Origin of the sequence: Rhodococcus sp. NPDC127593, assembly GCF_042671975.1 — a bacterium.
Lineage (GTDB): Bacteria > Actinomycetota > Actinomycetes > Mycobacteriales > Mycobacteriaceae > Rhodococcus_F.
This window is the reverse complement of the sequence record NZ_JBHXWI010000014.1, coordinates 53,842-66,390: the sequence shown is the minus strand read 5'-3', so window position 1 is coordinate 66,390 and position 12,549 is coordinate 53,842. Positions and strand designations below refer to the sequence as shown.

The window sequence follows — 12,549 nt, the reverse complement described above, 5'->3', positions numbered from 1 at the left end:
CAAGGAGAAATCAATGGGAACTCTGGACGGTAGGTCTGCAATCGTGTCCGGATCCGGGCGCGGAATCGGGCGGGAAATCGCCCTGAAGCTGGCGTCCGAGGGCGCGAGCATCGTCATCAACGACCTCGACCCGACACCGGCCGAGGAGACCGCGGCCGAGATCCGTGCCGCGGGCGGCAACGCGGTCGTGTGCGCCGGCTCCGTCGTCGAGGAAGGCTTCGCCGACCGGTTCGTGCAGACCTCGATCGACACCTTCGGTGGCCTCGACATCATCGTCAACAACGCCGGATACACCTGGGACAGCGTCATCCAGAAGATGAGCGACGAGCAGTGGGACGCCATCCTGGAGGTCCACCTCAAGGCGCCGTTCCAGATCCTGCGCGCGGCGCAGCCGTACCTGAAGACCACCCCGGTGGAACACCACCGCAAGGTCGTCAACGTGTCCTCCGTGTCCGGTACGAAGGGCGGCGCGGGTCAGGCCAACTACTCCTCGGCGAAGGCGGGCGTGATCGGTCTGACCAAGTCCCTGGCGCGCGAGTGGGGCCGGTACAAGGTCAACGTGAACGCCGTCGCGTACGGCTGGATCCTCACCCGGATGACCGAGGCTGTGGCCGGCGGCGACGCGTTCATCGAGGTGGAGGGGCGCAAGCTCCCCGTCGGCATCAACCAGAAGATCGCCGACAGCGCCGCGACCCGCATCCCGCTGGGCCGGCCGGGCACCCCGTCCGAGGCGGCCGGCGCCGCCTACCTGCTGTGCACCCAGGATGCGAACTACGTCAGCGGCCAGTGCCTGGTCGTCGACGCCGGTACACACTGATCCCGGCACCCGCCCGCCCGGTGACGCGGTGATCGGCCGGGCGGGCGGGAGTCCCAGCCCATCAATCCGAGGCATCAGCACCCGCACACCTTCACATCAGGAGCACTTCGTGTACCTCACACTCCCCCTGCACCGCGCCCTCCAGCAGCGGCCCAACGGGATCATGACGATCTGCGGCGACCGCGTCCGGACCACGACCGAGGTGGCCGACCGCGTCGCCCGTCTGGCCGGCGCCCTGCGCGGCATCGGGGTGCGCGAGGGTGACCGCGTCGGGCTGCTCGCGCTCAACTCCGACCGGCACCAAGAATGCTTCCTGGGCTCCTGGTGGACGGGAGCCGCAGCGCTTCCGATCAACACCCGGTGGAGCGTCCCCGAGATCGCTTACGCGATCAACGATTCCGGCACCGAGGTGCTGCTCGTCGACGACGCGCACGTGTCCGCGGCCGTGCAGCTACGCGAGCACTGTCCGCAGCTGCGTGCGGTGGTGCACTGCGGCGACGAGTCCACCCCGGCCGGCATGCTCGACTACGAGGACCTGATCGCGGGCGCGGCACCGGTGCCGGATGTCCGACGGGGAGGCGACACCCTGGCACTGCTGCTCTACACCGGCGGCACCACCGGACAGCCCAAGGGCGTCATGATCAGCCACCAGGGGCTGTTCACGTCCCTGCTGGGGACGCACGCCGTCAACCTCGCGGCCCTGGCCGGCGGCGTCTCCGTGCACACCGCCCCGCTGTTCCACATCGCCGCGATCAGCAGCTGGCACACCCAGAACATCCTGGGCGGCACACACGTGTTCCTACCCTCGTTCACCGCCAAGGCCTTCCTCGACGCCGTCCAGCGGTACCAGGTGACCACGTGCATCCTGATCCCCTCGATGATGCAGATGATCTGCGACCACCCGGACATCCACTCCTACGACCTCACCAGCCTCCGTCGCATCACCTGCGGCGGGTCCGCCTTTTCCGACGGGCTCCGCCAACGAGCCATGAAGGCGTTCCCCGCGGCCGGATTCGGACAGGGCTACGGCATGACCGAAACGGCAGTGCTGACCATCCTCGACCCCCGCGAGGGCCCCCAACAGAAGGCAACCGGGCGCACCGTCGCCCACGTGGAACTGGAGATCCACGACCCGGACGATAACGTCGTGCCCATCGGCGAGGTCGGCGAGGTCGTCACCCGCGGCGACCACGTCATGATGGGGTACTGGAACAAGCCCGAGGCAACCGCCGAGGCGCTGCGCGGCGGTTGGATGCACACCGGCGATCTCGGGTATCTCGACAAGGACGGCTACCTCTACGTCGTCGATCGGATCAAGGACATGATCATCACCGGCGGCGAGAACGTCTACTCCGCCGAGGTGGAGAACACCATCGCCACTTATCCCGGCGTCTCTTCCTGCGCGGTCATCGGAGTGCCCGACGAGAAGTGGGGCGAACGCGTCCACGCTTTGATCGTCCTCCAGCCCGGGGCTCACGCCACCGCCGAGGAAGTTCAGGCACACACAAGGAAGTTCATCTCGGGGTACAAGATCCCCCGCAGCATCGAATTCGTCGAGACCCTCCCGATGTCGGCGGCGGGCAAGATCCTCAAGCGCGATCTGCGCACCGCTCGCACGGCCACGGCCCCCACGCAGGTCTCCCGACCGGAATGAGAACCGAATGAAGCGCACCATCTACAACGACGACCACGACGCCTTCCGGACCACCATCCGCGACTTCCTCGCGAAGGAGGTAACCCCCTACTTCGCGGAGTGGGAGGAGGTGGGTCACCCGCCGCGCGAGCTGTTCCGCAAGCTGGCCGGCCTCGGCGTGACCGGCTTCGACATCCCCGAGGAGTTCGGCGGGGCCGGCGACGTCAGCTTCAAGTACCAGGCCATCATCGCCGAGGAGTCGGCGTTGTCCGCCGTCGCGATGTACAACTACGGCATCAGCCAGGGCGTGGTGCTCCCGTACCTGCTCAACCTCGCGAACGCCGAGCAGCGCGCGCGATGGTTCCCCGGGATCGCCGTCGGCGACATCCTGCTGTGCATCGCGATGACCGAGCCCGGCACCGGATCGGACCTGGCCGGAATCCGCACCACGGCAAGGCTGTCCGACGACGGCACGCACTATGTGCTCAACGGCTCCAAGACCTTCATCTCCGGGGCCCGCAACTCCGAGCTGTGCGTCGTCGCGGCTCGCACTTCGGCGGCCACCGCCGAGGACCGCCGCGCGGGCCTGAGCCTCTTGGTGGTCCCCACCGGCAGTGCGGGATTCACGTATGGGCGCAAGCTGGACAAGATCGGCCACCTGGCGAGCGACACGAACGAACTCACGTTCACCGATATCCGGGTCCCGGTGGAGAATCTGCTCGGGCAGGAGGGGGCCGGATTCTCCTATCTCGGCCAGAACCTGCCGCGCGAGCGGCTCTCGATGGGGGTTGAGGGTGTCTCCCGGGCGACAGCCGCGATCGAGTTCGCGCTCGCGTACACCAAGGAGCGCACGGTGTTCGGCAAGCCGGTCGCGTCGTTCCAGAACACGAAGTTCGTTCTGGCCGAATGCAAGACCGAGGTGTCGGCCGCGCAGGCGATGGTGGACAAGGGCCTCGAGCTCGAGGACACCGGCGAACTCACCGCGGCGGACGCGGCACGGATAAAGCTGTTTTGCACCGAGGTCGCCGGCCGGGTGATCGACAAGTGCCTGCAGCTGCACGGTGGTTACGGCTACATCCGCGAGTACCCGATCGCCCGTCTGTACGCAGACACTCGCGTCAACCGCATCTACGGCGGGACCAGCGAGGTGCTCAAGACGATCATCGCCAAGGACATGGCGGTCTGACGTCCGGCGCGGCCGGCACACCTTCGAAGTGGCGCCAGTGGTAGTCCGCCACTGGCGCCACCGTCCATTCCAGACCCGGCTCGTCACACCCGCACCGCCCTCACGGGCGCCACGGCAGGATCGGCACCCCAAAAGCCCACGGCGTCGTGTCGTCCCCCGAGCTAGCATGGAAGATCAGGAATGTCATGACGAGTTCAGAAGTCACCGCGGTCGCTGCGCCGACCATTCGCCGCGAGAACCCCGCCGAGGGTGTGGCACGAATCGTTCTGTCCCGACCCGAGAAACACAACGCACAAAACCCCGACGATGCTCTACGAACTGGACGATGCGTTGGCCCAGGCCGCGCTTGATCCCGCGGTGAAGGTGATCATCCTCGCCGCGGACGGCCCCAACTTCTCCTCTGGCCACGAGATCGGCGCCGGCACCGCGCTCCCCTGCCGGCCTACCGCCACCATTCAGTCCGGCCTCGACGAACCCGGCGCCGCCGGTCACTACGCCTTCGGGTAGAAGGCCTACCTCGGGCTGTGCAAGCGCTGGCGCGATATCCCCAAGCCGACCATCGCCCTCGCGCACGGGCGCAGCGCCATCGGAGGCGCGCTGATGCTGCTGTGGCCGATGGACATCATCCCCGCCGCGGGCGACGCCACCTTCTCGGACCCGGTCACCATCTTCGGCGTGAACGGAGGCGAATACTTCACCCACGCCTGGGAACTCGACGCCCGACGCGCCAAGGAACTGCTCTTCACCGGAGGCGACGTCGACGCCCACGAGGCCTACCCGGCGGGCATGGTCAACAGGGTCGCGCCGCGTTCCGAGCTCGACGCCACGGGCCTGGAACTCGCCCAGCGAATCGCCATCCGACCGGCGTTCCCCCTGCACCTGGCCAAGGAGGCGGTCAATCGCAGCCTCGACGCCCAGGGCCAGTCGGTCGCCCTCGATTCCGCACTCGCCCTGCACAACCTCGGACACGCGCACAACCTCAAACAGTTCGACCGCCTAATCGACCCGCGCGGTGAGGCGATCGTCCGGCGCGAGGCTAGGGACCAGTAATGCTGCGGCACAACAATATGTGGGAGACTCGAGCATGACCCTGACCGATTGCTCCGCGCTGGTGACCGGCGGCGCCTCCGGCCTCGGCCGCGCGAGCGCGCAGGCGCTCGTCGCGCGCCCACCGTCATCCTCGATCGCCCTCGCTCCGACGGCGAGATCGTCGCCAAGGAACTGGGATCCAACTGCGCCAGCGGCGGCCACGGAGTGCGAGTGGTCGACAAGGACGGTGCCCCCGGCGACCTGGACCTGTTCACCGACGATGTCGAGCGCAACCTAGTCGGCACCTTCAAGTGCAGCGCCTGGCCGCGGCCCGGATGGCCCGGAATGAGTCCGTCGACAGCGAACGCGGCGGCGTCGTGATGACCTCGTCGATCGCCGCGTTCGAGGGACGGATCGGGCAGGCGTCCTACACCGCTGCCAAGGCGGGCGTGGTGGGGCTGACGCTCGTCGCTGCCCGCAACCTGGCGAGCCGGCTCGTCTGCGCCGTTACGATCGCGCCGGGCGTCTTCGACACCCCGATCCTCGGGCTGCTCTCCGAGGATCGGGTCGGGCGCGTGCCCGACCGGATCCCGCACCCCGCGCGGCTCGGCAGACCCGGAATTCGCCCGGTTGGCCCTATCCGTAGTCGACAACCCCATGATCAACGGCGAGACCATCCGGATCGACGGAGCGATCCGAGGATAGCCGCACCGACCGCGGGCCGGTATTGATCCCCGCGCACCGGGTCGAACCGGTCGGCCCGCCAACCGGCCTATCGTCATCGGACGGACGGCCTGACGCCCGGTCTGGCACTGGCGAGCGACGGGCCACCCACCCGCCCCGACTTCCCGAGTATCCGCTGATTGCAGGTGATCGTTCACATGGAGTGTCGTATAACATGATGAACATGCCCAGCCACTGACTCCAATGGGCCGGTGAAGATTCACTTCCGGCCTCAGTGGTTTTGTCTGGAGGCCGGGCGGATGCTTCGACAAGGGAGGGATTCCGTGACTCAGTCGGTGGTGGCCAAGCCGCGCGCCCGTCGGCCTCGTGACCGCAAGCAGTTGATCGTGGTCGCCGCCTCGCGGCTCTTCCGCGATCGCGGCTACCACAACGTGTCGATGGCGGATGTCGCGGCGGAGGTGGACATCACGGCCGGGGCGTTGTACCGGCACTTCCGCAGCAAGGAGGACCTGCTGCTACAGGCGGTCCTCGACGGACTCGAGGTGATGGATTCGACCGTCCGAGCCGCCGAGGACATCGACGCGTACCTGCACGCGACGGGGATCGTCGCGCTCGAGCGCCGGGGCCTGCCCGCGCTGTGGCAGCGTGAGTCACGCCACCTTCCGGACGAGCAGCGGGCAGTACTGAGGCAACGCCTGATTGAGAACGCCGCCCTGGTGCGCGTGCTCGTCGCCGGCGAACGACCTGATCTGGACGAGGCCAACAGCGAGCTGCTCACCTGGGCACTCATCGCGGCTTTCGGTTCCTTCGGCCTGCACCGCATCACGCTGCCCAAGGGCGAGTTTCTCCGGATCCGCTACGAACTGCTGTCGACCCTGGTGCACTGCGAGCTGAGCGAGGGCTCGGCCACCGCCGAGCAGTCCTCCGCCGCGGAAGCCTACGCCGGAGTCGAGCTGCCCCGACGGGAACAGCTGATCAAGCACGCCACCCGGCTGTTCGACGAGCGCGGGTTCCAATCGGTCCGGATGGACGACATCGGCGCCGCGGCCGGCATCACCGGATCCAGTGTGTACAAGCACTTTCCCACCAAGGAGGACATCCTCTCGATCGCCCTCATCCGGGGGGACGAGCGGATGCACTCCGGGATGGCGGCCGCCCTGCAGCAGGGCGGCGCACCCGAGGAGACACTGGGCCTGCTGCTGCGTTCACACATTGACTTCGCGCTCGACCACAGCCGCCTGATCGGGATCCTGACCAGCGAGCGCGATGAGCTCCCTGAGAAGGAACGCAAGCACTCGCACCGCTCCCAGCGGGACTACCTCAACGTCTGGAAGCGCCTGCTGCGCGAGTACCGGCCGGATCTAGGACCCGAAGCCGCGAAGATCGTCATCGACACGGTGTTCATGGTGGTGAATAGCCTGGTGCGGATGCGGGCGGCACGGGCACGAACAGATTTGCGCGAACGCCTGATCGAGCTCACCACCCCACTGTTGCGGTACCCAGGACATCTGTGAGCGTGGTGGACGGCGCCTGATGGAGTCGGTGGGCGCCGGAGCCGCCACCACGACGGATTGCCGGCGTCCGGCTACCGCACCTTCCACTCGCCGTCGAAGACGGCGGGCCGCCGCTCGACGAATGCACGGATCGCGTTGGGTGCGTCGGTGGCGAAGTTGATCGTGAACGCGTGTGCCTCACCCTCGAGCGCCTCCCCCAACGTCCGGCCCGAACCCTGATCGAGCAGCGACTTCGACAGGGCGAGTGCCACCGGCGGACCATCCGCGAGGCGCCGCGCAACGTCGCCGACAAAGGCATCGATCTCCTCGGACTCCTTGACCCATGTGACCAGACCCAGCTCGAGCGCCTCGCCGGCCTCGATCGTCTCGGCGAGCATGACCAGGCGCTTGGCCTGCTGGAGCCCGACCAGCCGCGGCAGTATCCAGGATCCGCCGAAATCGACGGACACCCCTCGGTTGGCAAAGATCTGACTGAACTTCGCTGTCGGAGTGGCGATCACCAGATCACAGAGCAACGCGAGGTTACAGCCCGCACCCACCGCATAGCCCTCTACGCACGCGATGACCGGCTTGGGCATCTCGGCGAGCGCCCGGGCGGTCGAGTTGACCAGGCGCATCCCGTCGAGCGGATGCCCGGAACCACCCGCCGACTCGAGATCGGCCCCGCTGCAGAAATGGCCCTCAGCGCCCCGGAGCACGATCACCCGAACGGCGGGATCACGTTCGGCGGACCGCAGAGCCGCACCAAGCGCGTCGAAGCCTGCGCGCGGCAGGGCATTGCGTCGATGAGGCCGGTTGAGTGTGATCGTGAGCACGCCGTCGGCGCACGAAGTCAGCACCGGGGCGCCCTCCACGCCAACACGCTCGGCGCCACGTTTCGTCGAAATCGTCACAACACATCCCTTCGGTGAAATGTTCACAGTGGAACTGGGAAACTCAGGCGCCGGCGGCCACCGCCGGCGGGTCATGCCCGGAGCGGATCCGCGACGCATTCCCGTGGCTGGGCAATGGAATCCGATGACGGAACCGCCGGATCGGCACGCCGGAACAGGGCGGGACCCTCCCCCGGCTCCGGCACGATCAGCCCACGCGCGACCAGGTGGCGCAGGTGCGCGGCCGCCTCCGACAGCGCAAGGCTCTTGCCGGTCCACGGCAACTCGGCCCACGGCTTGTACCACCGCATCAGATTCGCGGTCTGCCACAGCGTGATCGGGTCGTCGCCGAAGGCCGCATACAGGTGATCGAGCTGTTCGTCGTGATGGCCGATCAGCGCTTTCGCCCGGCCGGCGACATCGTCGATCACGGCGCCATGCGCACCCAAACCGCGGGTCACCCCCAACGATGCGACCCGGCGCAGCGAGTCCATGAACTCGGCCAGAGCGTCGCGCTCCGCCAACGGCACGGTGGCGGTGCCGACGTGCGGACTCGTCTTCTGCAGCACGTGGTCGCCGGTGAACATGACGTCGATGTCCTCGAGGTAGAAGCACACGTGCCCGGGTGTGTGCCCCGGTGTGTGCACGGTTCGGAGCCCACGCCCGGCGAGCGCGATGATTTCGCCGTCCATCAGCGTCCGGTCCGGTGCGGCCTGGGGGCGGGCCGGCGGCGTGCGCCGGACGTCGCGCTCGAACTCCGCGAGATCCGCGGCGGCGGCACCCGCCAGTCGCAGCGTCTTCTTCTCCGAGGCGACCCAGCCCGTGTCCCGGGGCACGACCATCTCGTCGAAATGCACCCGATCGGATTCGTGCATGGCGATCCACGCCCCGGATGCCTCGCGCACCCGGCCGCAGAGTCCGACATGGTCGGGATGGAAGTGGGTGAGGACGACACCCTCTACGTCCGCCACGCCGTGGCCGATGTCCTCGAGGCCCGCGGACAGTGCATCCCAGGCGGCGTCGTCATCCCAGCCGGCGTCCACCAGCACGACACCGTTCGGGGACTCCATCGCGTACACCAGGGTGTGACCGAGGGGGCTGCCTGTGATGGGGACCGCGATCCGGAAGATGCCATCACCGATGGCGGCTGCATTGTTCATGAGCGTTGCTCCTGACTGGAGGACCTGCTGCGAGCACCGCGGCGATCCGGTTCACGCCGAGACGGCTATACCGGATCTATCCCGCGGAGACAGCGACGACGGGCCGCACAGAGCGAAAAGTTCGAATACTTCTTCCGCAGCCGTCTTACGGCGGCCAACTGCGACTATAGCAAAGTATGTAAATGTCGACTTGCTTAATGTGCGCATTGTCACGATCCAGGTGTGGGCGCGATACGAGGCCGGCCGCGGGTTCCCGAGCCGAGTGACGTCACACCTCGTGGCGCGCGGACCAGCGCGCAGGACGGAGTCGAGGATTCAGCTGTCCAGGAGTGCGGACACGCCGAGCCGGGTCAGCCAGTCGTCGAGTCCGGGCCACGGCGGCTTCCCCGCCCTGGAGTGGGCGACGAAATAGATCATCGAGTGCACGGCGGCGACCCGCATGCGTGATTCCGCAGGGTCGCGTTCGGGCGCCGCCGCGGCAATCGTCTGCAACCAGACATCGAGATAGTTCGTTTGGAACCGGCGCATCTCGGTTCGCTCCTTCGCCGGGAGCTGGGCGCGCTCGTTGGCGATGATCCCGATCAGGTGCGGGTTCTGTATGGACACCTCGACATGCGAGCGGACGAGCTGTTCGACCGCGTCGCGCGGATCGACGGCGGCGGCCAGCGCGCGGTCCGCGCCGGCACGCAGACGCTCACAGCCTCTGGTCGCCGCCGCGACGAGCAGGTCGGTCTTGGCGCCGAAGTGCCGGTAGACAGCGGAGGCGACGACGCCCGCGGCCTCTCCGATGTCGCTCATGGTGACCGACTGGAATCCGTACTCGTCGAACAGCCGGGTGCCGACACCGACCAGTTGCTCTCGACGCGAAATCTGCGTGCCCCCGACGCCGGGCGCATCGAGGCCGCCGGCCACCTCACCGGCGGACGGCGTCCCGAGCATCGAGGCGTCGGCCGCACCGATCTGCTCCCCCAGGCGGATCATGATCGCCTCGTCACGGCGGCGCGAGAGGCGGTACCGCTGCCGGAATCCGCCGAGCGAGCCGAACACCGCCCGGGCCGCGAGCTCGCCCGCCTCCGGTGTCAGGTCGCGGCGCCCGGCGACGATCAGGGGAACCAGGTGTGCGATGACCTGCGACTCGCGCTGCCGGATCTGCTCACGCTGCGCGCCCTCGAGGTTTCGGGCCTCGCGCTCCCAGACCGTGGCCAGACCGGTCGACCGCACGATCGTCGCGGACAGCGCCGCGATCGCCTCGTCGAGGTCCCGGCTCTGCAACAGCGTGGCGTCGACCTTCTCGAGGCCGCTCCATACCACGTGGAACAGCAGGTCCTGCTTGTTGCGGAAGTGGTGGTACAGCGCCGAGGGGGTGATGTCGAGCGCGTCGGCGATCTCGGTGACCGAGGCGTTGTGGTATCCGCGGGCGAGGAACATCTCGCTTGCGACCGTACTGATCTGTTCCTTGCGGTTGGGGGGCCTGCGTGCCACGTCGTCCCATGCCCCCTTCAGCCACTTCGGTAACGGCGAGTGTACCTGCGCGCCGCGGAAACCCGTGGTCGGAATATATCGGAGAATCCAGGCGTCACCGGACGGCCAGTCGGCGCACGACCGCCTTCACCCGTCGGTCGAAGGTCGAGCGGCCGACCCCGAACCGCTCGAAGACCGTCTCCTCTGGTGGCCCACCGTAGGGCTGCCAGATCAGGGCAAGTCGCAGCAACTCCTGTTCGTCCCGTGTCATCACGTCATCCGTTCCCATCACCTCAGGGTCGCCTTGATCTCGAGGAACTTCTCGAAACCGAACCCGCCACCCTCACGGCCGATCCCCGACTGCTTGTACCCACCGAACGGCGCCCCGGTGTCGACGACGGCTCCGTTGACGACGACCTGACCGGCTCGGATGCGACGCGCGACGGCGTCGGCCCGTCGCGGGTCACCCGACCACACCGCGCCGGCGAGGCCGTAGTCGGTGCCGTTGACCAACCGCACCGCCTCGTCCTCGTCCCGGTAGCTCATGACCGCGAGCACAGGGCCGACGTAGTACCCGGTGTCGTGCACCGCACCTCGTCCGTCGAGTGCGATGGTGGCCCCCTCGGCGACACCGGCGTCGATGTATTGCACCGCCGAATCCCGTTGGACTGCACTGACCAGCGGACCCGACACCGAGTCCGGGTCACCGGGGTCACCCGTCGGATGGTTGCGCGCCTGCGCCACCGCGATGCGGCTGGCATCCTCGATCATCGCCTCCGGCACCAGCATTCGAGTCGACGAGCAAGTCTGACCGGAGTTGCGCATGCACCGGGTCATCCCGTAGGCCACCGCGCGCTGCAGATCCGCATCGTCGAGAATCACGAACACCGACTTGCCGCCGAGCTCGAGAGGACGACTTCGATCCGGCCCGCGCCGCGAGAGTCGACCCAGGCACCATCGACATAGATTGCGGAGCGATCGATCACCTCACTCATCGCAGCACCCTGACCGCCGACCACGCACTACAAGCCCATCGACTTGGCGATGATCGTCTTCATGACCTCGGTCGTGCCGCCGACGATCCTCGAGATCCGGGTGTCCGCGTAGAGGCGCGCGATCGGGTACTCGAGGACGTAGCCGTAGCCGCCGTGCAGCTGCAGACACTTGTCGATCACCCGGCCCGCCATCTCGGTGCAGAAGACCTTGGCCATCGCGGCATCCGCGGGCGTCAGATCGCCTGCGTCCTCGAGCTCGATCGCGTGGTCCACGAGCGCCTGGGCCGCGGTCTGCTCGGTCGCGCACTCGGCGAGCACGAACTTGGTGTTCTGGAAGCTGGCGACCGGCTTGCCGAAGATCTGCCGGTCCCGCACGTATTCCTTGGCGAAGTCGATCGCGGCGGCCGCCTGGGCGCAGGTCTGCACGGCGAGCCCGAGACGCTCACGCGGGAGGTTGCGGCCGAGGTACGAGAACGCCTGCCCCTCCTCGCCGAGCAGGTTCTCGACCGGGATCTTCACGTCGGTGAACGAGATCTCGCAGGTGTCGCTGGTCTTGAGCCCGATCTTCTCCAGCCGCCGGTGCACCTGGAAGCCCTCGGAGTCGGTGTCCATCACCAACAGGGTCAGCCCGCTGCGGCGGTTCTCGGCGCTCGGCGGGGCGGTGCGGCACACGACGATCATGCGCGTGGCGACGGACGAGTTGGAGATGAACGTCTTGGCTCCGTTGAGCACGAAGTGGTCACCCACGCGCCGCGCAGACGTCGTGATGCCCGCCAGGTCCGATCCCGCGCCGGGCTCGGTCATGGCGATGGCGAGCTGGTCACCGGCAGCAATGCTGGGCAGCCAGCGCTGCTTCTGCTCCTCGTTCGCCAGATCCAGCAGGTACGGGAGGATGATCCCGGTGGACATGTTCCAGTTGCCGAAATTCACCCCGGCGGCGAACACCTCCTCGGTGATGATCGCGTTGAACCGGTAGCTGACGTCGCCGGCGCCGCCATACTCCTCGGGGATGTCGAACCCGGCGATGCCGAGTTCACCGAACTTGTGGTGGAACTCGCGGGGCACGCAGCCCTGCTTCTCCCAGTCGGCGAAGACCGGGGTCACCTCGCGGGCGATGAACTCCCGGATTGTCTTCCGGAACGCCTCATGGTCCTCGTTGTAGATCGTGCGCTTCATGGTATCTCCTCGTGGTTGATAT

Annotated in this window: 12 protein-coding genes and 1 pseudogene; 7 read left to right on the top strand and 6 right to left on the bottom strand. The window is 67.6% G+C overall.

All coding sequences use genetic code 11. From position 1 onward, the window contains the following. Nucleotides 1-13 precede the first annotated feature (13 nt). The 7 genes and pseudogenes from ACFVJ3_RS15320 (at nucleotide 14) to ACFVJ3_RS15290 (ending at nucleotide 6,863) form a co-directional block, all read left to right on the top strand. The gene (locus ACFVJ3_RS15320) at nucleotides 14-817 is read left to right on the top strand and encodes an SDR family NAD(P)-dependent oxidoreductase (protein WP_378452821.1); all 804 of its coding nucleotides are present in this window, start codon (nucleotides 14-16) and stop codon (nucleotides 815-817) included. A gap of 109 nt (nucleotides 818-926) precedes the next feature. Continuing rightward, complete coding sequence (locus tag ACFVJ3_RS15315) at nucleotides 927-2,471, top strand: long-chain-fatty-acid--CoA ligase (protein ID WP_378452820.1); 1,545 nt, start codon at nucleotides 927-929, stop codon at nucleotides 2,469-2,471. A 7-nt stretch (nucleotides 2,472-2,478) separates the two neighbouring features. Beyond that, nucleotides 2,479-3,636 carry an acyl-CoA dehydrogenase family protein gene (locus tag ACFVJ3_RS15310; protein ID WP_378452819.1) on the top strand — a complete coding sequence of 386 codons (1,158 nt, stop codon included), beginning with the start codon at nucleotides 2,479-2,481 and terminating at the stop codon, nucleotides 3,634-3,636. A 306-nt stretch (nucleotides 3,637-3,942) separates the two neighbouring features. Next, entirely contained in the window at nucleotides 3,943-4,143 is a 201-nt protein-coding gene (locus tag ACFVJ3_RS15305) for a hypothetical protein (protein WP_378452818.1), read from the top strand. Nucleotides 4,144-4,158: 15 nt separating this feature from the next. Further along, nucleotides 4,159-4,686: an enoyl-CoA hydratase-related protein gene (locus tag ACFVJ3_RS15300; protein WP_378452926.1), complete on the top strand. Its 528-nt coding sequence runs from the start codon at nucleotides 4,159-4,161 to the stop codon at nucleotides 4,684-4,686. Between the two features lie 34 nt (nucleotides 4,687-4,720). Then, a pseudogene (locus tag ACFVJ3_RS15295) lies at nucleotides 4,721-5,370 on the top strand (SDR family NAD(P)-dependent oxidoreductase). Between the two features lie 302 nt (nucleotides 5,371-5,672). Next, nucleotides 5,673-6,863 (top strand): TetR/AcrR family transcriptional regulator, encoded by a 1,191-nt coding sequence (locus ACFVJ3_RS15290; RefSeq protein ID WP_378452817.1) that lies wholly within the window; start codon nucleotides 5,673-5,675, stop codon nucleotides 6,861-6,863. A 71-nt stretch (nucleotides 6,864-6,934) separates the two neighbouring features. On the opposite strand, the gene ACFVJ3_RS15285 is transcribed toward ACFVJ3_RS15290, so the two are convergent. From ACFVJ3_RS15285 to ACFVJ3_RS15260, 6 genes are all read right to left on the bottom strand, one after another. Then, nucleotides 6,935-7,750: an enoyl-CoA hydratase/isomerase family protein gene (locus tag ACFVJ3_RS15285; RefSeq protein ID WP_378452925.1), complete on the bottom strand. Its 816-nt coding sequence runs from the start codon at nucleotides 7,748-7,750 to the stop codon at nucleotides 6,935-6,937. Between the two features lie 77 nt (nucleotides 7,751-7,827). Continuing rightward, a complete protein-coding gene (locus tag ACFVJ3_RS15280; RefSeq protein ID WP_378452816.1) occupies nucleotides 7,828-8,895 on the bottom strand; it encodes an MBL fold metallo-hydrolase in 1,068 nt (355 codons plus the stop codon). Nucleotides 8,896-9,210: 315 nt separating this feature from the next. Further along, a complete protein-coding gene (locus ACFVJ3_RS15275; RefSeq protein WP_378452815.1) occupies nucleotides 9,211-10,377 on the bottom strand; it encodes a TetR/AcrR family transcriptional regulator in 1,167 nt (388 codons plus the stop codon). 94 nt (nucleotides 10,378-10,471) lie between these two features. Continuing rightward, on the bottom strand, nucleotides 10,472-10,645 hold the full coding sequence (locus ACFVJ3_RS15270; protein ID WP_378452814.1) for a hypothetical protein: 174 nt from the start codon (nucleotides 10,643-10,645) through the stop codon (nucleotides 10,472-10,474). Further along, nucleotides 10,645-11,307, bottom strand: coding sequence for an aldehyde dehydrogenase family protein (locus tag ACFVJ3_RS15265; protein ID WP_378452924.1), 663 nt, complete (start codon nucleotides 11,305-11,307; stop codon nucleotides 10,645-10,647). Before ACFVJ3_RS15265 ends, ACFVJ3_RS15270 begins: the two co-directional genes overlap by 1 nt. Before the next feature lie 71 nt (nucleotides 11,308-11,378). Then, a complete protein-coding gene (locus ACFVJ3_RS15260) occupies nucleotides 11,379-12,527 on the bottom strand; it encodes an acyl-CoA dehydrogenase family protein (protein WP_378452813.1) in 1,149 nt (382 codons plus the stop codon). Nucleotides 12,528-12,549 lie beyond the last annotated feature (22 nt).

Excerpts from the sequence above, each read along its gene's own strand:
- ACFVJ3_RS15270 (WP_378452814.1), bottom strand. The coding sequence starts at position 10,645 with ATGGGAACGGATGACGTGATGACACGGGACGAACAGGAGTTGCTGCGA.
- ACFVJ3_RS15260 (WP_378452813.1), bottom strand. The coding sequence starts at position 12,527 with ATGAAGCGCACGATCTACAACGAGGACCATGAGGCGTTCCGGAAGACA.
- ACFVJ3_RS15305 (WP_378452818.1), top strand. The coding sequence starts at position 3,943 with ATGCTCTACGAACTGGACGATGCGTTGGCCCAGGCCGCGCTTGATCCC.
- ACFVJ3_RS15280 (WP_378452816.1), bottom strand. The coding sequence starts at position 8,895 with ATGAACAATGCAGCCGCCATCGGTGATGGCATCTTCCGGATCGCGGTC.
- ACFVJ3_RS15320 (WP_378452821.1), top strand. The coding sequence starts at position 14 with ATGGGAACTCTGGACGGTAGGTCTGCAATCGTGTCCGGATCCGGGCGC.
- ACFVJ3_RS15310 (WP_378452819.1), top strand. The coding sequence starts at position 2,479 with ATGAAGCGCACCATCTACAACGACGACCACGACGCCTTCCGGACCACC.